This is a genomic window from Photobacterium sp. Ph5 (assembly GCF_022129445.1).
Lineage (GTDB): Bacteria > Pseudomonadota > Gammaproteobacteria > Enterobacterales > Vibrionaceae > Photobacterium.
In genome coordinates this window covers 25944-49004 of record NZ_JADQAQ010000034.1, presented here as the reverse complement: position 1 = coordinate 49004, position 23061 = coordinate 25944, and the positions used below count along the sequence as shown (strand labels likewise).

General features: G+C 38.9%; 21 protein-coding genes. 9 read left to right on the top strand and 12 right to left on the bottom strand.

Annotated elements, in window-relative coordinates; genetic code table 11:
* Window positions 1-269 precede the first annotated feature (269 nt).
* The 3 genes from nspC to I3259_RS13685 form a co-directional block, all read right to left on the bottom strand.
* The gene (nspC, locus tag I3259_RS13695) at window positions 270-1388 is read right to left on the bottom strand and encodes a carboxynorspermidine decarboxylase (RefSeq protein ID WP_255721170.1); all 1119 of its coding nucleotides are present in this window, start codon (window positions 1386-1388) and stop codon (window positions 270-272) included.
* 78 nt (window positions 1389-1466) lie between these two features.
* Window positions 1467-2711, bottom strand: a complete 1245-nt coding sequence (locus I3259_RS13690) for a carboxynorspermidine synthase (RefSeq protein ID WP_238030126.1) — start codon at window positions 2709-2711, stop codon at window positions 1467-1469.
* A 40-nt stretch (window positions 2712-2751) separates the two neighbouring features.
* Window positions 2752-5661 (bottom strand): pyridoxal phosphate-dependent class III aminotransferase, encoded by a 2910-nt coding sequence (locus tag I3259_RS13685; protein WP_238030125.1) that lies wholly within the window; start codon window positions 5659-5661, stop codon window positions 2752-2754.
* Window positions 5662-6441: 780 nt separating this feature from the next.
* Here I3259_RS13685 and nirB point away from each other — a divergent pair.
* The 4 genes from nirB to cobA all read left to right on the top strand — a co-directional run bounded on the left by nirB (window position 6442) and on the right by cobA (window position 11136).
* Window positions 6442-8991 (top strand): nitrite reductase large subunit NirB, encoded by a 2550-nt coding sequence (gene nirB / locus I3259_RS13680; protein ID WP_238030124.1) that lies wholly within the window; start codon window positions 6442-6444, stop codon window positions 8989-8991.
* Entirely contained in the window at window positions 8988-9314 is a 327-nt protein-coding gene (nirD, locus tag I3259_RS13675; RefSeq protein ID WP_238030123.1) for a nitrite reductase small subunit NirD, read from the top strand. Before nirB ends, nirD begins: the two co-directional genes overlap by 4 nt.
* Before the next feature lie 112 nt (window positions 9315-9426).
* On the top strand, window positions 9427-10242 hold the full coding sequence (nirC, locus tag I3259_RS13670; RefSeq protein ID WP_238030122.1) for a nitrite transporter NirC: 816 nt from the start codon (window positions 9427-9429) through the stop codon (window positions 10240-10242).
* 39 nt (window positions 10243-10281) lie between these two features.
* The gene (gene cobA, locus I3259_RS13665; RefSeq protein ID WP_238030121.1) at window positions 10282-11136 is read left to right on the top strand and encodes a uroporphyrinogen-III C-methyltransferase; all 855 of its coding nucleotides are present in this window, start codon (window positions 10282-10284) and stop codon (window positions 11134-11136) included.
* Window positions 11137-11228: 92 nt separating this feature from the next.
* Here cobA and I3259_RS13660 read toward each other — a convergent pair whose 3' ends face one another.
* The 5 genes from I3259_RS13660 to I3259_RS13640 all read right to left on the bottom strand — a co-directional run bounded on the left by I3259_RS13660 (window position 11229) and on the right by I3259_RS13640 (window position 13869).
* Entirely contained in the window at window positions 11229-11633 is a 405-nt protein-coding gene (locus I3259_RS13660; RefSeq protein WP_238030120.1) for an MAPEG family protein, read from the bottom strand.
* Window positions 11634-11645: 12 nt separating this feature from the next.
* Window positions 11646-11933 carry an antibiotic biosynthesis monooxygenase gene (locus I3259_RS13655; RefSeq protein WP_238030119.1) on the bottom strand — a complete coding sequence of 96 codons (288 nt, stop codon included), beginning with the start codon at window positions 11931-11933 and terminating at the stop codon, window positions 11646-11648.
* A gap of 31 nt (window positions 11934-11964) precedes the next feature.
* Window positions 11965-12417 (bottom strand): NUDIX domain-containing protein, encoded by a 453-nt coding sequence (locus I3259_RS13650; protein WP_238030118.1) that lies wholly within the window; start codon window positions 12415-12417, stop codon window positions 11965-11967.
* 110 nt (window positions 12418-12527) lie between these two features.
* Window positions 12528-13019: a permease gene (locus I3259_RS13645; protein WP_238030117.1), complete on the bottom strand. Its 492-nt coding sequence runs from the start codon at window positions 13017-13019 to the stop codon at window positions 12528-12530.
* 58 nt (window positions 13020-13077) lie between these two features.
* Entirely contained in the window at window positions 13078-13869 is a 792-nt protein-coding gene (locus tag I3259_RS13640; protein WP_238030116.1) for an SDR family NAD(P)-dependent oxidoreductase, read from the bottom strand.
* Between the two features lie 188 nt (window positions 13870-14057).
* On the opposite strand from I3259_RS13640, the gene I3259_RS13635 reads away from it, so the two are divergent.
* Both I3259_RS13635 and I3259_RS13630 read left to right on the top strand, forming a co-directional pair.
* Window positions 14058-14813 carry a siderophore-interacting protein gene (locus I3259_RS13635; RefSeq protein WP_238030115.1) on the top strand — a complete coding sequence of 252 codons (756 nt, stop codon included), beginning with the start codon at window positions 14058-14060 and terminating at the stop codon, window positions 14811-14813.
* Window positions 14814-14911: 98 nt separating this feature from the next.
* Window positions 14912-15157, top strand: coding sequence for a hypothetical protein (locus I3259_RS13630; protein ID WP_238030114.1), 246 nt, complete (start codon window positions 14912-14914; stop codon window positions 15155-15157).
* Between the two features lie 78 nt (window positions 15158-15235).
* On the opposite strand, the gene I3259_RS13625 is transcribed toward I3259_RS13630, so the two are convergent.
* The 4 genes from I3259_RS13625 to uvrY form a co-directional block, all read right to left on the bottom strand.
* On the bottom strand, window positions 15236-15709 hold the full coding sequence (locus I3259_RS13625) for a hypothetical protein (RefSeq protein ID WP_238030113.1): 474 nt from the start codon (window positions 15707-15709) through the stop codon (window positions 15236-15238).
* 124 nt (window positions 15710-15833) lie between these two features.
* Complete coding sequence (gene pgsA / locus I3259_RS13620; RefSeq protein ID WP_005368388.1) at window positions 15834-16391, bottom strand: CDP-diacylglycerol--glycerol-3-phosphate 3-phosphatidyltransferase; 558 nt, start codon at window positions 16389-16391, stop codon at window positions 15834-15836.
* 109 nt (window positions 16392-16500) lie between these two features.
* The gene (gene uvrC / locus I3259_RS13615; RefSeq protein WP_346015696.1) at window positions 16501-18351 is read right to left on the bottom strand and encodes an excinuclease ABC subunit UvrC; all 1851 of its coding nucleotides are present in this window, start codon (window positions 18349-18351) and stop codon (window positions 16501-16503) included.
* A complete protein-coding gene (gene uvrY, locus I3259_RS13610; RefSeq protein WP_008987315.1) occupies window positions 18351-18995 on the bottom strand; it encodes a UvrY/SirA/GacA family response regulator transcription factor in 645 nt (214 codons plus the stop codon). The genes uvrC and uvrY overlap by 1 nt, the downstream gene beginning before the upstream one ends.
* A gap of 938 nt (window positions 18996-19933) precedes the next feature.
* Between uvrY and I3259_RS13605 the strand changes: the two genes are divergently transcribed.
* The 3 genes from I3259_RS13605 to I3259_RS13595 are packed head-to-tail and all read left to right on the top strand — an operon-like array spanning window position 19934 to window position 23027.
* Window positions 19934-20485: an ECF-type riboflavin transporter substrate-binding protein gene (locus tag I3259_RS13605; RefSeq protein WP_005368393.1), complete on the top strand. Its 552-nt coding sequence runs from the start codon at window positions 19934-19936 to the stop codon at window positions 20483-20485.
* Between the two features lie 2 nt (window positions 20486-20487).
* On the top strand, window positions 20488-22182 hold the full coding sequence (locus I3259_RS13600; protein WP_238030112.1) for an ABC transporter ATP-binding protein: 1695 nt from the start codon (window positions 20488-20490) through the stop codon (window positions 22180-22182).
* Between the two features lie 2 nt (window positions 22183-22184).
* Complete coding sequence (locus tag I3259_RS13595; RefSeq protein WP_238030111.1) at window positions 22185-23027, top strand: energy-coupling factor transporter transmembrane component T; 843 nt, start codon at window positions 22185-22187, stop codon at window positions 23025-23027.
* Window positions 23028-23061 lie beyond the last annotated feature (34 nt).

The following is a 23061-nucleotide window of genomic DNA, read 5'->3' as shown; positions in this document are numbered from 1 at the left end:
GAACCGAGGTCCACGGATTTGCAATCCGCTGCATAGCCACTCTGCCAACGCGCCAACGTTGTTTCTGAAGAAGTTAACTTTTTCAGAATCTTTTGTCCTTTGCGAGTCACCCCGCTGCGGTACGTGGTGTAATTTACTGATTTTACAGAATCAGTCAACGAAAAATTATGACTTTTTATTTAATTGGTCATTTTCCATTACATCAACCTATATTTCAGCCCGTAAATGATCAAAAACCAGACAATCTTTAATTATTAACTTTGTCTCATTTACGAAATTGAAAAACGCGACAATGAAGACTCAAAGTCTTGATAAGTAAATTCGTTTAATTTTTCCACGCCACCATCGATTCTACGGCAATAAATACTAGGCATTCTTAAGCCATTGAACCAATTAAGCTTCACCATGGTATATCCCGCACTATCTGCTATGTGTAATTTCTGTCCAATAGCTAATGGCTGTTCAAAGTTAGCTACACAGAATTGGTCACCCGCTAAACAAGAACAACTGCCAATCACGTATTGATAACTCCCCTTTTCAGAAGCTTCACTAATTGTGGCGGGCTCATTATAAATTAATGTATCGAGTCGATGCGCTTCTGTCGCACTATCTACAATTGCCGTTTTCATTTTATTTTCGACAATATCAACCACAGTCACAACCAAATCTGCTGTTTGAGTAATAATGGCTTCGCCTGGCTCTAGATATAATTGGACATTAAATCGGGAAGCAAATGCTTTTAATGCAAGAGATAACTTTTCTAACTCGTAATCAGGCCAAGTGAAGAAAACACCGCCACCTAAACTCACCCAATCAAGTTTTTCCAAATAACGCCCGAACCGGTCTGATATAGAATCTAATAACGCAATAAACGCATCCGCACTTTTATTTTCACAGTTCATATGAAACATCGCGCCATCGAGATCATCAAACAATTCATCTGTTAATAGGTTTTCTTGCACTCCTAAACGCGAATACTGACGAGCAGGATCAGCTAAATCTTGCCCTGCACAACTTATCCCCGGATTTAAACGTAAACCAACTGACGCTTTGCCGTCAGCCAAATGGCGATGGGCTTGCAATTGAGAAACGGAGTTAAAAATAATTTTATTACAGTACTCTAGTACCTCTTCTACATCTTCTTGGCTATACCCAACGCTATAAGCATGAGTTTCACCACCAAATTTTTCAGCGCCTAACCTGACTTCAAATGGCCCACTACTGGTTGTACCGTCAAGATAAGGCTTCATGACATCAAACACACCCCATGTTGAAAAACACTTCAACGCGAGTACCAGTTTTACACCAGATAATTGTTTTAACTTTTTGGCTTGCTCTAAATTATCGATCAGCTTCTGCTCATCAATCATGAAGTAAGGGGTTTTCAAGATGGCTTTCTCTTCTTTTATGTAGAAATAAGAAAGCGAGCTTGGATCATCATAAAAGCTCGCTTAAATAGGATTGTCTTATTTTAAAATTTGAATATCAGGCTGACCGACGGGCAATTCTTGTACATGCCAATCTAAGCCAATTGTTGGCATTGTCGCTAAGAATGGGTCAGGGTCTAGCTGCTCCATATTGAACACACCTTTATCAGCCCATTTACCATTAAAGAACTGTAATGCGGCAGTAATAGCAGGAACACCTGTTGTGTATGAAATTGCTTGATGCTCTACATCTTCATACGCCACTTCATGATCAGCGTTGTTGTAGATAAACACACTGCGTTCTTTACCCTCTTTCTTGCCTTGTATCCAAGTACCTATACAGGTTTTTCCTGTGTAACCCGGCGCTAATGATGTCGGATCAGGCAATAACGCTTTTAAAACATGAAGTGGTTGTACAACAGTGCCATCATGCAGCGTTAGTGGATCTGGACTTAATAAGCCAATATCACGCATACAATTGAAGTAATCTAGGTATTTATCACCAAAGCCCATCCAAAACTCAATACGTTTTGCTGGAATAAATTCCTGCATTGAACGTACTTCATCATGCGCCATAGAATAAACTTTATGTTTCCCCACCAGCGGGAAATCAAATTCAAGCATACGGCTATGACAACCCACTTGTTTCCATTCACCATTTTCCCAATAGAAAGAATCGCCTTGGATTTCTAACATATTGGTTTCTGGATCAAAGTTAGTCGCAAACTTCTTACCGTGATCGCCTGCATTGACATCCATTACATCAATGCTGTCGATTTCATCAAACAAATGCTTTACTGCATACGCTGCAAAAACACTCACCACACCAGGATCAAAACCCGCACCTAAAATACCTGTAATGCCTGCTTGCTTGAATTTCTCACGGTAACCCCATTGCCAATCATAAGCTTGAGGCACTTGCTGACCTTCAGAGCATAAATCAACAGCAACAGAAGTATCGAGATAAGAAACTTTCGCTTCATAGCACGCTTCCATTATCGACATATTGACCCACGGAGGCCCTGCATTAATAACTAAATCAGGTTTCACGTCTTCAATTAAAGCAACTAATGCGTCAACATCGTCGGCATTGACAGCACGTGCTTGAATTGTCTTTGTCGGATCTTTTAAATTATTTTTCTTATCAATCGAGCTAATGATCTTTTCACATTTGCCAATTGTACGAGAAGCTAATGTAATATCGCCAAGTACGTCATTATTTTGCGCCGCTTTATGTGCGACAACCCAGCCAACACCACCAGCACCAATTTGTAAAATAGCCATTATTTATTTCCTTCTAAATTCATTTATCTGTGTGGTTGTATTACTGAGTCGAAGACAATAGCGATTGACCTAATTGAGAGACTTTATTCAATAAGGTTTTAAAATCGTTAATAGTTAAACACGGGTTTAAAATCGTGAACTTTAATGCCACTTTATCGTCAACAACAGTTTCACCCAGTACGGCTTGTCCTTGTACTAAGGCATCTATGCGCAATTGTTTATTCAGTTGGTTAAGTTGTTGCTCATTTAAGTTTGCTCCTTCACCTACAAAACGGAATAACACTGTAGATAAAGCAGGATCGGCCAATAACTCAAATTGCGGTTGTTGATTAACTAAATCGGCGACATGTTGCGTTTGATTAATAAGATGATCGTACATTTCACCTAATGCATCAGCGCCAACGCTTTGCATTGTCATTAACACTTTTAAAGCATCAAAACGCTTAGTTGTTGCTATTGATTTATCCACTAAATTTGGCAGTAAATCATCTTCACGATTAAGATAATCTGCATGGTGGAGCAGGTATTTAAAGTGCGCTTTATCTTTCACTAACACTGCACCACAGCTAATCGGTTGAAAGAAAAGCTTATGAAAATCAACGCTTAACGAATCAGCTTTTTCAATACCATGCAAACGACTTTGATGACGACTTAAAATGAGAGCGCCACCGTATGCACCATCAACATGGAACCAAAGATTGTGACGAGCAGAAATATCTGCCAATCCTGTAAGATCATCAATTGCGCCGTGATCTGTTGTTCCTGCTGTTCCAACAACTGCAAACGGAATAAGATCATCTACTTTTAATGCTTCAATCGTGGTAATTAAAGATGCTAATTGAATAGTGCCATCAGGATTAGTATCAACACAGACTACAGATTGTTCACCAAGCCCCATCAACGACGCTGATTTTTGCACCGTGAAATGGGATTTTTTCGAACATAATATACGTAGTTTATCCGCGTATGATGGCAAACCTTGTTGCTGAATATTATGACCAGAGATAGTGTCGGCAGCCCAATCACGTGCTAACAATAATCCCATCAGGTTGCTTTGTGTTCCCCCACTGGTGAATACACCATCCGCTTGCTGACCTAGTTGATAAACATCGCACAACCAATCAACGATTTTCTGCTCAACAAACGTTGCTGCACTGGCTTGATCCCAAGAATCCATTGACTGATTCAATGCTGCAATAAAAGCTTCTGCAGCAATAGCAGGGACAAGTGGCGGAGTATGTAAATGCGCAATACAATACGGGTGTTGCACCATAATTGAGTGCTTCGCGATAAGATCGCCTGTTTGATCAATCACAGCATCAAGTGAGGATTGCGGCTGATTTAGGTCAATGCCATTTATTAGCGTTTTTAATAATTGAGGATCCATCCCCGAATAAGGCTGATTAGTTTGTTCAAAGACTTTTTTCAGCACTTGAGTCGTTTGATTCAGCGCCGTTTCAAAACTCTCAGATCCGCCTTTACCCGTTTGAATAAAGTACTCCTTCCAATTAGCTTTATTATCCGACTCTAAAACCAATCCTTGTTCAGTCGGTTCAACATGTACCTCAATAGCCTCTTTAATCGTATTAATAACAAAATCAAGCTGTTCAAAACTAATAATAAGAGGCGGTAAAAAACGTAATACCGAGCCTTGACGCCCACCTTTTTCAATAATCAAACCGCGCTCTAATGCAGAGCGTTGAATTGCAGCAGTTAACTCAGGATCGGCGACTGGCTCACCAAACTTATTTTTACTACCATCAGATTGAACAATTTCAATGCCCAACATTAAACCTTTACCGCGCACTTCAGCAATACAACTGGTTTGAGCCGCCACTTTTTCTAAACCGCGACGCAGATACATACCGGCTTTTTGAGCATGCTCAACTAAACCATCCCGTTCAATTATTTCTAACGTTTTAGCCCCTGTTGCCATCGCTAACTGGTTGCCACGAAATGTGCCGGTATGCTCTCCAGGATTCCAACTATCAATCTCTTTATTAAAAATAAGGACTGACATTGGCAAACCACCGCCTACCGCTTTTGATAAACAAAGAATATCGGGCGTGATCCCTGATTCTTCAAACGCAAAATTGTGACCCGTTTTACCAATACCACATTGGATCTCATCAAAGATAAGAAGAATGCCATGCTCTTGCGTTATTCGACGCAATTCTCGCAGCCAAAAAGCAGGCGCAGGAATAACCCCGCCCTCACCTTGAACAGGCTCTACAATGATGGCTGCAGGTTTTTGAATTCCGCTTTCATCGTCACTCAGCATACGTTCGATATAACGTAAGCTTTGTTTTGCGCCTTCATCGCCAGACAAACCATACGGACAGCGCAATGAATATGGGAATGGCAGGAAATGTACATCAGCCATTAACCCTTGACGGCGAGATTTAGTGTTCAAATTTCCCATCATCGCCATCGTGCCATTGGTCATTCCATGATAAGCACCATGAAAAGCTGCCATGGTATTTCTACCTGTTGTTTGTTTGGCTAGTTTAATCGCAGCTTCTACAGCATCAGCCCCTGTTGGACCACAAAATTGTACACAAGCATTATTTGCAAACGACTCGGGGAGAAAGTTCAACAATTGCTTAATAAATCTATCTTTAACAACCGTTGTTATATCAAGAGTTTGATATGGTAAGCCTGATTCTAATTGTTCAACAATTGACTTATTAATTTCTGGATGATTATAGCCAAGTGCTAGCGTTCCCGCCCCAGCTAAGCAATCAACAAATAATTGCCCTCGGGTATCTTCAACTAATACACCTGCCGCTTTCGCGATTGCTAACGGTAAACGTCTTGGGTATGAGCGTACATCAGATTCATAGTGCTCTTGGCTTAATAACAATTCATCAAGCGTTAAGTCATATAAACCATTAACAACAGGCACTGTTGTAGATAGATCAGTGTCGCCAAAATTAAAAAGTGTAGACATATTTCGTTCCTGTCATCACTTAACTTTTGCACAAAAAACGTAACAAAAGATAAGTAAAAACTATATTAATAACGATATAAATACCGAGTTAAGATATTTTTAAAGATAAAATCACACTCAAAATACAAATGTGTAGAAGCAACAAGCATCTGCAACAATATGCATCGTAATATTCAGTGTGATTTTCGATCAGAAACGATCAAGGCTCCGTAATAATACGGTATTTCGGTAAATGAAAACCAAAATGAAATGAAAGTGATAACAGATTCACTGTTGGGTTCCTTAAATATGTGTCAGCTATTAAAAAACTGAACATCGTATTAATTCCCTTCTATTTATGCTGCTAAGCACAAATACCTACTGCGTAATTACTAAGTGAACTACTTTATTATCTTACTCAAGCGAAGACCGAGCAAAAATACCACAACATATTAATAAAAAACAATATTAACAAATAAAAAGATACAAACTTTTACAAACCATCAGCTCGGTTAATTTTCACACAATAGGGCCATGAAATGATTTAAAACAAGCTTTAACATTGCGCCCATAAAAGTATAAAAAACATAAATATCATTAAAATTCAATAATATAAAAAAACAACAAACAAACACACGAAAAGACGGCAATACATTTTTCATCAAGGTATAAATCTAATTCATTGATTTTATTTGAATACCTCTAAAGTAGTATTTAGAATGCCACTTGATTTAAATCATATTTCTTCACATTTTGTCTTAATACACTACAACCAATTTAAGGCATGGTGAAGTAGGTGTTATGAGTAAAGTTAAATTGGCAATTATCGGCAACGGTATGGTCGGCCACCGTTACATCGAAGAATTAATTGATAGATCGGATATCGAAAACTACGAAGTAACGGTGTTTTGTGAAGAGCCTCGTGTCGCATACGACAGAGTACATTTATCTTCATATTTCTCTCACCACACGGCTGATGAGCTTTCTCTTGTTAAACAAGGGCTTTACGAAAAACATGGAATCAATGTTTTGCTCGGTGAACGTGCGATTAACATTAACCGTGAACAAAAACTTATTCTTTCCAATACCGGCCGTGAAATTCGCTACGATAAACTCATCATGGCAACCGGATCTTACCCTTGGGTTCCACCCATTAAAGGTAGCGAAAACAAAGACTGTTTTGTTTACCGCACGTTCGAAGATCTTAAAGCGATTGAATTAACCGCTAAACGCAGTAAAAGTGGCGTTGTTATCGGTGGCGGACTACTTGGTTTAGAAGCGGCTGGCGCACTAAAAGCACTGGGCGTTGAAACCCATGTTATTGAGTTTGCTAATGTCCTTATGGCTGAGCAGCTTGATCCTCAAGGTGGTCAGCAGCTACGAAATAAAATAGAACAACTCGGCGTAAATGTTCACACCGGTAAAAATACCCAAGAGATCATCCCTTCTGGTCAAAATGCACGTAATACACTCCAATTTGCAGATGGCACTTCTCTTGAAGTTGATTTCATCGTGTTCTCTACCGGCATTCGCCCACAAGATAAATTAGCCACACAATGTGGACTAACAACAGGTCAACGTGGTGGTATTGCAATTAATAACGTTTGCCAAACATCAGATGCTGATGTTTACGCCATCGGTGAATGTGCCTCTTGGAATAACATGTTCTTTGGCTTAGTGGCGCCAGGTTACAAAATGGCACAAATTGCGGTTGGTCACTTATTAGGTGAAAAGCAGCAGTTTGAAGGTGCTGATATGAGCGCTAAGCTAAAGCTACTCGGCGTAAAAGTTGGCAGTATTGGTGATGCTAATGGTCGTACTGAAAACTGTAAAAGCTACGTCTATTTAAACGAGAAAGAAGAAGTCTATAAACGTATTATTGTTTCTGAAGATGGAAAATATCTTCTTGGTGCTGTACTTGTTGGTGACACATCAAATTACGGCAACCTTTTACAATTATCGCTAAACAATATTGAGCTACCAGAAAACCCTGACAGTTTAATCTTACCTGCTCATGCGGGTGCAGAAAAACCAGCCATGGGCGTGGAATCCTTACCAGAAAGTGCAGTGATGTGCTCCTGTTTTGACGTGACTAAAGGCAAGATTGCAGCAGCTGTTGCTGAAGGACACACAACATTAGGCGAAATCAAAGCCGTTACCAAAGCGGGTACAGGCTGTGGCGGTTGTTTACCTCTTATCACGCAAGTATTAAACAGTGAATTAGCAAAAGCCGGTATTGAAGTGAATAATCACCTCTGTGAACACTTCGCTTATTCTCGCCAAGAGTTATTCCACTTGATCCGAATTGAAGAGATAAAATCCTATGATGAGCTACTAACTAAATACGGCGAAGGTTACGGCTGTGAAGTATGTAAGCCAACCGTTGGCTCTATTTTAGCTTCTTGCTGGAACGATTATGTACTCACACCTCAAAATACCCCACTGCAAGATACCAACGACATTTTCCTTGGCAACATGCAAAAAGATGGCACTTATTCAGTGATCCCTCGTATGGCTGGCGGTGAAGTCACACCAGCAGGATTACTCGCCGTTGCACAAGTCGCTAATGATTATAATTTATATACCAAGATCACAGGTGCACAACGTATCGGTTTATTTGGCGCACAGAAAGATGATTTACCTGCCATTTGGCAACGTTTAATTGAAGCAGGATTTGAAACAGGACAAGCCTATGCCAAAGCGCTACGTATGGCGAAAACCTGTGTCGGAAGCACATGGTGCCGCTTTGGTGTACAAGATAGTGTCGGCTTAGGTGTTGAACTAGAAAACCGCTACAAAGGTATTCGTACCCCTCACAAAATGAAGTTTGGTGTATCAGGTTGTACCCGCGAATGTGCTGAAGCACAGGGCAAAGACTTAGGTCTTATTGCAACAGATGCAGGCTGGAATATGTATGTTGGTGGTAACGGTGGTATGAAGCCTCGCCACGGTGATTTACTGGCAGCCGATCTCGATCACGACACCTTAATCAAATACGTTGATCGCTACCTCATGTTTTATGTACGTACAGCAGACAAGCTACAGCGCACTTCAACATGGTTAGAAAGCCTTGATGGTGGTGTTGAATATCTACGTGAAGTAATTATTAACGACAAACTGGGCATTAACGATCAACTTGAAGCTGATATTGAAAAGCTGATTAACTCTTACCAATGTGAATGGTCAAATACGTTAGATAATGAACAACAACTAAAACGCTTTAGTCACTTTATTAACAGTGATAAGCGTGATGATAACGTCGTGTTTGTACCCAGCCGTGACCAACATCGCCCTGCATCTAACGAAGAAAAAGCCCACACCTACACCATTTCATTGGAGGAAAATGTATGAGTTCTTGGATCACTGCATGCCAATTAGACGATTTAATTCCAGGTACTGGCGTGTGCGCCCTTATTGAAAACAAGCAAGTTGCCATATTTCGTCCTGATCATAGCGAACAAGTCTTTGCGATAAATAACATGGATCCTTTTTCAAAATCCAATGTGTTATCTCGCGGGCTTATTTGCCAGCATAAACATGAATTATGGGTCGCTAGCCCATTAAAAAAGCAGCGCTTTTCACTGCTTGACGGTCGTTGTTTAGAAAATCCAGCCATGAGCATTGAAAGCTACAACGTCAAAGTTAAAGACGGCAATGTGTTAGTCCAACTGTAACGATAAAAATGGGAAGTAGCCTCAGTACTACTTCCCACTTTTTGGCATAAGTAACAAGCCAGTATCGAACTTATTTATGCCAAAGAGTTTAATTTTATACAGGGACAAAACTATGTACGCAGACACAATCAAAAAATGTTCAGCCAATGCCGCACGTATCGTTGAATTCGCAGATAAGGAAAAATTCGGGTTTTGGTTAAGCTCAGCCATGGCAGGTGCTTATGTTGGTCTTGGCATCATTCTGATTTTCACTTTAGGGAACATGGTTGATCCCTCTGTTCGCCCCCTTGTTATGGGAGCAACCTTTGGTATTGCTCTTACCCTAGTAATTATTGCGGGATCTGAGTTATTCACCGGACATACTATGTTTTTAACTTTTGGTGTTAAAACAGGCCAAATCACTGTCGCCGATACACTTCGTGTTTTACCACAAACTTGGATGGGAAACTTACTGGGCTCGGTTGGCGTCGCTTTACTGTTTTTCTACGCAGGTGGCGGAAAGCTATTACCTGATACAAATAGTTTATTAAATAACGTCGCTTTTGCAAAAACAGACGCTTCAGCATCGGTGCTTTTATTTAAAGGTATATTATGTAACTGGCTCGTTTGTTTAGCTATTTGGATGTGTCAGCGTGTTGAAGGCTCAGCTAAATTTATTGCTATTTGGTGGTGCTTACTTGCCTTCATTGCATCAGGTTATGAGCACTCTATTGCTAACATGACCATCTTTGCTCTTTCATGGTTTGGTCAACATAAGGAAGCATTCACCCTAGCGGGAATTGGTCATAACTTATTCTGGGTAACGTTAGGTAACACAATTTCAGGTGTTGTATTTATGGGCTTAGGCTACTGGTTCACTACACCTCGCAACCAACGCCCATATTTAGGCTCTGCACAGAAAACAGAACCCCAGCAGCAAGCCGCTTAATTGACGACCTAAAATAAAAATCAGCCTGGAGCTAATAGAATGACAACAAATGAAACTGTGTTTTCACTGCCAACCTCAGAAGAAAAACCTGCTGCTATCGGTAGAGTAATACTTGTTGGTGCAGGTCCTGGTGATCCTGATTTGTTAACAGTAAAAGCATTACGTTGTATTCAACAGGCTGATGTCATCGTCTATGATCGCCTTGTATCTAAGGAGATTGTTGAGCTATTCCCTCAACATTGTGAGCATATTTTTGTAGGTAAAGAAGCGGGGAATCACTGTGTGCCACAAGGTGATATTAACCAAATACTGGTAGCGCAAGCACTCAGCGGAAAATTAGTGATTAGACTTAAAGGCGGTGACCCGTTTATTTTTGGCCGTGGGGGTGAAGAACTAGAAGCCTTATTGCCGTTTAATATTCCTTTTGAAGTGGTACCTGGTATTACAGCAGCATCCGGTTGTGCGGCTTATTCTGGAATTCCATTAACCCATCGCGATCATGCACAAAGTGTTCAATTTATTACCGGACATCTAAAAGAAGGTAAAGATCAAATTGATTGGTCATCACTGGCTCGCGCTAACCACACATTAGTCTTTTATATGGGGTTAAATCAGAGCCATGTTATTCGCCATAAACTCAGTGCGTATGGCATGTCGCTGGCAACACCTATTGCTATCATTGAACGTGGTACCAGTTCACAACAACGAATACATACCGGTGATTTAGCACATTTAGAGACATTAGCCAAAGAGGCAGAAAGCCCAGCTCTTATTGTGATAGGCAGTGTGACGACCCTCACTCATCGCTTAAATTGGTTTCAAGCAAAACAAGAGATCAACACACAAAGCTATCCTAAAGTTTATCAGTATCAAGTAGCCCGTAAGGTAAGCTAACACAACCCAATAAAAAGGCACTTAAGACTAAACTTAAGTGCCTTCTTTAATACGTTTTGTAACTATTATTTTTACAATCAAAATAACTCAATTTACAGCCAAGCCATAACTGCGGTAACAAATAGTCCAATGAGACCCAATAAACTCACCACAAAAAAGATGCTGCGTAATATTTTCATATTAAAGTAATAACACAACATATGCCCTATTCGTCCGAATAAATAAACCACAGCGAAACCATTAATCCAGTGAGCAATGGGCTGAGAAAATAATGCAAACAGGACGAATACAATAAAGATCCCAAGGCTTTCATTGCTATTAGCTAATGCTCTATTAGCACGAAATAAAAAGCATTCATGATTAGCTTCAATAGTAAAACCGGGGATATGCTTTTGACTAAGAATAGCAATATCTAACACAATTAATTGCAATAGCAACAACAATCCCACAGAGCCAATAACCCAAATTGTCATTTTATAGGGAAACAAAAACTCCATAGAATTGTCCTTTTATTCGTTCTCGGTTTGCCACACCTCATAATGACGCTCAACATTTGAAGTGACTTTTCCCCACTTAGATGCTTTGACTCGCCTTTGATGATGTTCGAACGCAGTATTACTAGAAAACTCTTCGTAAACATCAAAATAACAAGGAGAATGTGAGCGCTGATGAACATTAAAAACTAAACAACCAGATTCTTGCTTCGTTAATTCGACATGCTTCTCAAGTGCTTTACTAACAATATTAAGTTCTTCTTCAGGAACAACAATAAATCCTTTTAATATCACTTTTCCCATCTTTTTAATTTCCTCAATAACTTGAAAGACTCTACTTAATATCTACTTTAAAAAGAGACTCAATCGGCCTATCTACAAAATAAGCCCATACATGATCAAAAACACGATGCTGATTGGGAAATGGCGTTAGTGCTTTTGCTTCTTCTAGTGTGCACCATTGATAATCTGTATGTTCATGGTTAAGTATTACGTCTTGATTGGGTGGGCATATAACGACGAAAACAGGAATAATTTGCAACACATTAACGTTAGCTTCAAAAAACTGTTGCAGATATTGGGCATTATAAAGATCTACCACTTCAATTTGGGTTTCTTCTTTAAACTCACGGACAATGGCTTGCCAACCTGTTTCATTACCTTCGATAGAACCACCAACATGGCACCAATATCCACCTTTCACACGCTTCATCAGTAGCATCTTCATTACGCCATCAATTTCTGATAACGCAACGCCCGCTACAATAGAAGAATCAATGGGGATCATCTCTTTATCTCCGTCACTAACAATACTTTCACCTTAGCAACTAATTAAGTGCAATCCTGACTAATCCCCATTAAATACTATGTACAAGTCCGCATTTTTAAATGATTTATTTACACAACTTCTTTCCAGCGCTGAAGCAAACTACTTTTCGTTTTTTGCTCTACTAATATCGTCACAAAAAATGCTAAAGCTGCAACAATGAATGAGGCATACATAACAGGGACAAGAATCACACCGAAATAATGCGTCCACAGTACTGCAAGAGCAACAAACCAACCAAATAAGAACATAGTGTTATTCAGTGAGATCGATAACAAACTAGAAAATTTAACCGCTGAAATTTGCGGCTGTAAATACGGCGCTTGTTTTAAGGTATGTGAGCTAAATATTTTAGCCGTAATGAAAGACAAGATAGCGCCAAGACCAAACGATAATGATACTGCTTGCCCCCACACTGATACTTCCGTTGTCGAAATTAAATCTAAAGACATTGGAACATGCAATTTATCCGCAAAAGCATGAGCAGCAACAAAGTAGTTAATCACAGCATTGATAACCGCACCTACCAGTGAATCTTTAAATGATATTTTTACAGAATTCATAAAAGCAACTTAAAACGGCCGCATAATGCAGCCGTTAATGATAAATATAAACTAAGGGTTAAAAGCTGACTTTATCAGCATCAAAATAATAACGTGCTGGTGCTATATTCATGCCCCCAGTCACAGGTAAACAAACACCTGTAATAAAACCTGCAAGATCACTTGCTAAGAAGCTTACTGCGTTTGCGATATCTTCAGGCTCACCCATGCGTTTAATTGGCTGAGTTGCTAAGAAGTTATCAATGAACTCTTGGTTCAAGTTGTTCTTCACCGCATCTGTTGCAATCATTCCTGGCAATACTGCATTACAACGGATGCCAAAACTAGCATATTGAATAGCTATTTGACGTGTCATATGGTTAATTGCATTTTTTGCAGTACCGTAAGAGATACTCGACATTTCAGCACTTAAAGAAGACAGTGATGAAATGTTTACAATGCTACCACCGCCATGCTTAACCATTGTTGGAATAATCGCTTTTGATGGAATGAATACGCTATTAATGTTAGCAAGCATATTCTTTTCCCAATCAACCAGTTCAGTATGAGCTAAATCACGATCTTTACGTAAATCAACACCACCAAAGTTGTTAATCAATACATCGATCTTTCCTTCTTTTTCAAGAATAGAGTCAATCAACGGCACGTAAGAATCGTTATCAAAAGCATTAAAAAACATGCCTGTTGCTTTACCGTTATTTTGTTTAATTTCTTCAGCTGTTGCTGTTGCTTCATCAATATTCCAATCAGCAACATAGACATTTGCACCTTGAGAGGCCAATAACTTACTACACGCTTTACCAATGCCTTGTGCGCCTGCAAGTACTAACACTGTTTTATTTTTAAACATAAACCACCCAATAATGAACATTGTTTTATTGCATGTATTATACCTATCCCTTCTAGAGAATAAATATAGATATTCACTCAAATATTTCCATAGCCTTTCCCAATAGACATGTAAAAACACGTAAATAACATACCTTGTTACACTCCACCCTGTTAATATAAATAAAAATCATTATCAATTACTAAAAAATGAATAACGAAGTTAGAGTGATAAACAACATACAAATTACACCGAATATGCAACGAATTACTTTACAAGGAGAATGCTTATCTGCATTTTCTAAAAATTGTGCGGGTAACTATATAAAATTACTGTTTGCCGAAAATGGCAGCACCGATATCAGTATTATGCCGAAAGGGCAACGTCCTATTATGCGTACATACACCATTAAAGAATTTCTGCCTGAAGACAACAGTATTAAAATTGATTTTGTTCGCCATAGTACACATCAAGACGATCACAGCTATGCTGCTAAATGGGCGAAACAAGCATCATTAGGCGATAAAATTAGTCTATTAGGCCCCGGTGAAATTAAAGATCTCAATCAAGATGCTGATTGGTTTTTTATGGTTGCTGACATGACAGCCATGCCATCATTAACGACAAAAATAAAAAGGCTACCAATCAATGCGAAAGGATACGCTGTTATTCAAGTTATTGATAAAGATGATATACAACCATTAATAGCACCTGAGAATATTGACGTCATATGGATAACAGCCACTGATTCGTTAGCTAATATCGTAAAGTCATTAGTTTGGAAAGATGGCAAAGTCTCTATTTGGGCCGCCTGTGAATTCGATACGATGCGTGAGCTACGACAATATTTCCGTAATGAAAAAAATGTTGAGAGAGAGTTCATCTACATTAGTAGTTATTGGAAAAAGGGGGTGTCAGAAGATGGTCACAAAGACATTAAACGGCGAGATGCTACAAACATATGAAAAGTCTTTAGCACTTATATAAGCAACAAATGGTACCAACGTTTTTTATAGTTATGAACTAGACTAATAAGCGAAATCTACTGATAACAGAGGCGTTCATGGCTACTCAAAAAACTAAAAGTTCAACGCATGAAAAAATGGAACACCGTTACGATGATGATGTAGAGCATAAACATAATAAAGATCATGAAGAATATCGCGCCCATGAGCCCTCTCATGGACATCATATTCACGGTGGAACAGGATCTGCACATAAAGATACACATCACCACCATTATACCACTCATCACCACCACCATTATTATGGTCCTGTCACCATTATTAATAGTGACGATGAAGATTAGCTTTCAATTAAAACAAGAAATCAACATGCAGATTATATACTTTCAACAAGAAAGAGTTTTAAATCTGCATGTTGAACATTAATGAGTACTATCTTTTATACACAGATTAGGATCTAACACTTGCTTATCAAACGCAGGAAAATAAGGTGCTTGTAGATACCCCCAAGCAGCAAGTAATAAAAGTACAAGGGGAATAAATAAATGCATGCCAGATATTAACAAAGCCAAAAATCCTGTTTTTACTTTCGTTGGTCGATAGACTTTTACGGCTTTAGGTGGAAAGCGCCTTTCACGAATTCCTGCGATAGCTCGCGGTATCAATATCCAACTCATAGTAAAAGCAAATAGTGGTACACCAACCATCACCAAATACCAAAAATAATCAGCGAGATTAAAACCTAACCATTCAAAGCAATGTGGACGAGATACAACATCATTAATAATAGGTATCAGCCAGCTTATATGAATAAAGTAAATGACTCCCCCAACGAACACCCCAGTTAAGATCCGAACCGTTTTTTCTTTCTTTGAGTATTCTTGCGCGTATTCCATTACGCTGATCCCTCATCCTTAATCGTTTAAATTTCACTCAATATAAACAAGAAAAGATGTCTTAACAAATACTGGAGATATAAAAAAGGCCTGATTAATCAGACCTTTTCAAAAAGAAGACTTACTAGTGATTTTCGGCGTTAAGCAAATCACCTTTGGCTGCTTTTAAATATTGCACCATTGACCAGTACGTTAATACCATTGCTACATACAAAGATACATAACCTAACCATACAACGTATTCATGCGGGTGCCATAACAACAATAATAGAGCAAACATCTGAGAAGCTGTTTTCACTTTACCTACCCAAGAAACAGCAACACTTGCACGTTTACCAATTTCCGCCATCCATTCGCGTAATGCTGAAATAATAATTTCACGGCCAATCATGGTCACAGCAGGGATCGTAACCCAAACTGAATGATAATGCTCAACCACTAACACTAAAGCGGTTGCTACCATGAGTTTATCAGCAACAGGATCGATAAAAGCACCAAATCGTGTTGTTTGATTTAATTTACGAGCAAGGTAGCCATCGAACCAATCGGTGACACCTGCGACCCAAAAAATTAACGCTGTTGCAAAAGCAGACCACTCGTACGGCACATAAAAGGCAATAACAAAAAATGGGATAAGCATGAGCCGGACGAAACTTAAGATGTTAGGTATTGATAAACGCATAATATTATTCTTATGTTCAAAATCAGAGTTTAATCTACTTCCCTAGCCTACTCCAAAGTCTGCTTAGGTGCGAATTTATCAGTAAATTAAACCAAAAAAGTGCAGCGAACTAATTATGTTGCAATGCATCGACTATTTTTTCTGCTAAAGCAGGGCTAATGCCTGGTACTTTGGCAATTTCTTCTTTACTTGCTTTCTTCAGCTCTTGCATACCACCCATATATTTGAGCAACGCTTGGCGTCTTTTAGGCCCAATACCTTCTACATCTTCTAGGCTACTACGCTTACGCACTTTTGCACGTTGCGCGCGGTGACCACTGATAGCATGGTTATGACTTTCATCACGAATATGCTGGATCAAATGCAACGCTGGTGAATCGCTTGGCATAGAAAACTCTTCACCTGTAACAAATATGAGCGTTTCTAAACCAGGCTTTCGTGTTGTACCTTTTGCCACACCCACTAACAAAGGTCGCTTTGGCCAATCAGCAATATAAGGTTTAACTACATCATACGCTGTTGATAACTGACCTCTACCGCCATCAATGAAAATTATGTCTGGAATTTTATCCAATTCCATATTTTTACCATAACGACGTTCTAAAACCTGCGCCATCGCTGCATAATCATCACCACCGGTAATACCAGTAATGTTATAACGACGATACTCTTGCTTTAATGGCCCTTCTTGATTGAAAACAACACAAGATGCCACAGTTTTTTCACCCATGGTATGGCTAATATCAAAACATTCCATACGCGAAATTGGCTTTAAGTTTAAAGCTTGTTGAAGAGCAAAGAAACGCTCTTGTATCGTTAAACGGTGATTAATTTTACTCGTCAGTGCGGTTTCTGCATTCGTCTTTGCCAATTTTAAGTACTGAGCACGACTCCCTCGTGGGTTGTATTTAAAACTGATAGTACGACCAGCCATTTCGGTTAGCGCTTTAGCAATCGTTTCGCCTTCTTCCCCCAACGTTTCACTTAATAAAATGACACTCGGGATCACTCGACCTTCCACTTGGTTGAAATAGTATTGGGTAACAAACCCTGAAAGGACTTCTGTTAACGTTGCATCAACGGGCACTTTAGGAAAATAACTACGACTACCTAAGATCTTACCTTGACGAATATATAATCCATGAATACACGCAAGCCCATTACTGTATGCTATACCAATAACATCAATATCATCTTCATTGTCTTGGCTTACAAACTGCTGCTCTTGAATACGCCTTAGTGCTTGAATTTGATCTCGATACTTAGCTGCTTGCTCAAACTCTAAAGCTTGACTTGCTTGCTCCATCTTCTCAACCATAATACTAATCACTTGGCGATCTTTACCCTGTAAAAATAACCGAACTAATTGTACTTGCTGTTGATATTCATCGTCACTGATCAAACCTTCAACACAAGGGCCTGAACAACGACCAATTTGATACATTAAACAAGGACGACTACGATTAGCATAAACGGAATCTTCACACTGACGAACAGGGAAAATTTTCTGCATCAAATGCAAGCTTTCTCGTACTGCACCTGCATCAGGATATGGGCCAAAGTACTCCCCTTTACGACGTTTAACACCACGATGAATCGACAAGCGTGGATGCTTACTCGCGCTAAGAAGAATATAAGGATAAGACTTATCATCACGCAGTAATACATTATATTTTGGTAAATACTGTTTGATGTAGTTGTGTTCAAGGATAAGCGCTTCAGTTTCAGTATGGGTAACCGTCACATCCACATTACAGATATTTTTTACCAATGCGCGAGTTTTTTCACCCGTAACATTAGTTCTAAAGTAGCTAGAAAGGCGTTTTTTTAAATCTTTTGCTTTACCGACGTAAATAACCACACCAGTGGCGTCATACATACGATAGACGCCTGGCTGGTGTGTTACTGTTTTCAGAAAAGCTTGAGAATCAAAACTTTTTTCGTTTGGAACATCTGACACTATAACGTCTCTGTATCAAGCATTCCATGTCGAATAGCAAGGTGGGTTAATTCAACATCACCACTAATATCCAGCTTGTTAAACAAACGATAGCGATAACTATTAACGGTTTTCGGACTCAAGTTTAACTGCTCCGAAATATCAGTCACCTTTTGCCCTTTTGTGATCATCATCATTATCTGAAGTTCACGCTCAGAAAGCTCTTTAAAAGGGTTCTCGGAATTTGATGCAAATTGACTTAACGCCATCTGCTGCGCAATTTCAGGTGAAATGTAACGCTGACCACTGTTTACCATTCTAATCGCATTAACCATTTCATCAGGCCCAGCCCCCTTCGTTAAGTAGCCTGCAGCACCAGCTTGCATTACTTTCGTTGGGAATGGGTTTTCAGTATGAATCGTTAAAACAATAATTTTTACATCAGGATTGAATCGTAAAATCTTACGGGTTGCTTCAAGTCCACCAATACCAGGCATATTCATATCCATAAGAATAATGTCGGCATGATTGCTACGGCACCATTTTACGGCTTCCTCACCACTGACGGCTTCCCCTACCACTTTAATACCACGGACATCTTCAAGAAGACGTCGAATCCCTGTGCGAACCAGTTCGTGATCATCTACAAGGAATACATTAATCAAGCTGTATCTCCAATGATTTGGCTCTGCACCCAGCCAGAATGGCAGGATAGCTACTACTAATACTACATAATTCTACCTTAACTTAACACTTCGCCAAATGCTGATTCTGTGTATCAGTGCAAAGTTTAGTATCAAGTTAAAGCTTGACAATAAATTGTTTCATTATTCTTTAATACACGCTTCAAAATAAAAAACGCACGCTAATTATTTCCTATTTCGAAAAAAAAATAAAGTGAAAAATATAATATTTCCAATTAGTTATAATTATCAATCAAATAACAGTTTGTTATATTACTTATAATTTATAAAATTTAGAACTAACGCTATATTTATAATGAGATTTGATGCCGCTACTCTATTGAGTGTAATTGATTATGTGATTTTTTTTACTTAAACGGCTAAATAAACGCAAAAAAACACTAATAACTAACACGCATCACACATCTAAAATCCCGACGACTCTTATTTGCCCATTAAAATTCCATTTCTAGCCTTATAAAAAGAACAACCAATATATTGTAAAAAATAAACCATCAATGAGAACTCTAACCCAATGAAAAATCGAACAAAATAACAGCAAGTTACCAGGTGAATTTGAATTGCCATTTTTTATTTAAACAAAGTCGTTCATTCTTTAGACGTCTAGATGTAAAGCATTCCCTTCATCAACTTAATAGAGTATTATGTGCGCCGCTTTTGGTTCTACTCTTATTTCGACTTCTCGAACTCAGAAATTAGGCCGACACCGCTCTTGTTTTATAATGGATTATTCGCGTTGAGTGGCAACACCTAGCATGACTTGCTTTCGGTTGCCGTCAACTTTGGCATGGCTGCTAAACCGGTGACATTTACTTAACCATAAAGCATACGCGAATCCAGTATTATATGTGTTGTTCACTATACGTTGAATAATTATCAAGAGTTTACAAGGTTTAGTTATGAGTCTTTCAGCCAAAACGGTTGTTTTGATTGCTATCGGTGCTGCACTTTACGGCATTGGTGGTTTACCTATGTTTGGTATTCCTGTTTTTGCAAACACAACTTTAAAGCCAGCTATGGCTGTACTAGCACTATTCGCTGTCCTATTTGGCCCATTAGTTGGTTTTCTCGTTGGTTTTATCGGCCACTGGGTTACTGACCTATTTGCCGGATGGGGTGTCTGGTTCACTTGGGTGTTAGGCTCAGGTATTGTCGGTATGATCATTGGCTTATATCCAAAACTAACCCGTGAACGCTTGGAAAAAGGCTTATTTTCTAAACTTGATTTCACTCTATTTGTAGTACTCGCATTCTTAGGCAATGTGATAGGTTATGGTTGCTCTGCCTTTTTAGACTCTATTCTTTATGCCGAACCTTTTGCCAAAGTCTTAGCCCAACTTGTCATTATTGCAGCAGGTAACACAACGTTAATTGCTGTTGTGGGGCACTTTATTTTGACATCTGTTGCTAAACGTAAACAGCAAAGCTACAACCTCAAAGAGGCATATTAAGCATGGCTATTCAATTTACTGATTTCTCATTTAAATATTGGGCACTTGAAAAGCCAACGCTAAAAAATATCAACCTCACTATTCATGCTGGTGAAAAAGTGGTGATTGTAGGTCCCAGTGGTAGCGGAAAATCGACATTGGGACAATGCCTAAATGGTTTAATTCCCCATGCAATTAAAGGTGATTGCGCTGGTTCTCTTACTATTAATAAAAAAGATACCCAGAAGATGGATCTTGATCACTGTACTAGTATGGTTGGTACCGTATTACAAGATACAGATGGTCAATTTGTCGGATTAAGTGTAGGTGAAGACATTGCATTTGCGCTTGAAAATCAAATGATCCCGCAAAAAGAAATGCATAACATAGTGCAAGCAACCGCTGACATGATTGATTTAAATTCAATCATAGATCACTCACCATTTGATTTAAGTGGCGGTCAAAAGCAACGTGTATCTTTAGCTGGCGTGATGGTTGATGACGTTGATATTTTGCTATTTGATGAGCCTTTAGCAAGTCTTGACCCTAAAACAGGCAAAGCCGCTATCGAGATTATTGATAATCTTCATAAAGACACAGGTAAAACAGTGATCATCATTGAGCACCGTTTAGAAGATGTTCTTCATCGTCCTGTGGATCGGATCATCATGATGAACCGTGGTGAGATTGTCGCAGATATGACGCCTGACGAATTATTATCAAGTACAGTACTTGAACAGCACGGTATTCGTGAGCCACTGTATATTTCAGCGCTCAAAGCAGCGGGCTGTACGCTTGCAAAAGATGATCACCCAGCTTATTTCTCTACTCTTGGGCTAGATAAATTTAAACCACAATTAGAACAATGGTTTCATCAAGTTGCACCAATAAAAGAACCTGAATTTAAGGATATCTTATTAAGTGTTAAAAACTTGTCTTACTCTTATGATGGCGTAAAAAACACCCTTAATGATGTTAGCTTTGATGTTCATAAAGGTGAATTTGTTTCTATCATGGGTAAAAATGGCTCAGGAAAGTCAACTATCACCCGTTTAATCATGGGAGTATTAGAGCAAGATAGCGGCACAATATCGTTAAATGGTAAAGATCTTGCCAATTGTTCTATCTTTGAACGTAGCCATAAAATTGGTGTGGTGTTACAAAATCCTAATCATATGATTTCACATCACATGATTTTCGATGAAGTAGCCTCTGGGCTTCGTAACCGTGGTGTTGACGAAAACACAATAAAAGAAAAAGTAAATCACATGCTTGAGTTATGTGGTTTAGGTCGCTACCGTGAATGGCCCATTGATGCGCTGAGTTTTGGTCAAAAGAAACGTGTAACTATTGCTACGATGCTTGTGTTAGAACCTGAATTGTTGATCCTAGATGAACCAACAGCAGGACAAGATTACTATCACTACACCACAATGATGGCGTTCATTAAAGAGCTGAATGAAAAGCTTGGTATCACCATCATTATTATCTCTCATGATATGCATTTAGTACTGGAATACACGCAACGTGCCATTGTTATAGCAGATAGCCAATTACTTGCTGATGACAGTGTTTACCGTATTTTTAGCCAACCATCCCTACTCGATAAAGCTAACTTAACAGTAACTAGCCTGTACACATTGGCTGAAGCTATGGGTATTACACGTATCGATAACTTTATCCGTTGTTTTATTGAGCACGAAGCAAAAACGAAATAATCATGAAAACCAATAAATTAAAATTTGGTATTAGCTATATTAATACCCATTCATGGCTACACTCGCTAAACGGTATTACTAAACTCATTCTCTTTATGGCTTGGGTTACTATGGTATTACTGACTTTTGATCTACGCGTTATCTGTGGATTGATTATATTAGGTTTGTTCTTACTTAAAGAAACAAAAATACCTTTCAACGTTTATAAACCGTTACTTATGGGTACTGCTGTCGTTTTATTGATGAATGCATTATTTATGTTCTTAATTGCGCCGCAACAAGGCACAGATTATATGCATAGTAAAACAATTTTGATCCATCTTTTTGGTCATTATGATATTACACTTGAAACGTTGTTCTACTTGTTAACAGTAACACTTAAGTATTTCAGCATGTTCCCTATTGCATTGGTGTTTGTGTTTACAACCCACCCAACAGAGTTTTCAGCGAGTTTGAACAAACTGGGAGTACCTTATCGTGTTGCTTACGCTGTTAGCTTAACCTTACGTTATCTGCCAGAGGTGATGAAAGACTTCACCAACATTATGCATGCTCAACAAGCACGTGGCGTTGATATTTCAAAAAATGCACCTGTGATGACACGTATTCGTAATGTAGCAAAGATTCTTGGTCCGCTTATTTTCTCAAGCTTAGATCGTGCTGACGTCATTTCCAATGCAATGACTTTACGTGGTTTTGGACGTAATAAAAAACGTACTTGGTATAGCTTAAAGCCAATGACAAAAAATGATTTTATTGCTTTAGCTATTATTGTTGTAATACTTGGTTTTGGTATTTTCCACCGCGTTGAGTCCATCAGTTTGTTTTGGTATCCATTCCACTGATTTAGCTTACAAAATTATTAATCTTATCGCGTCA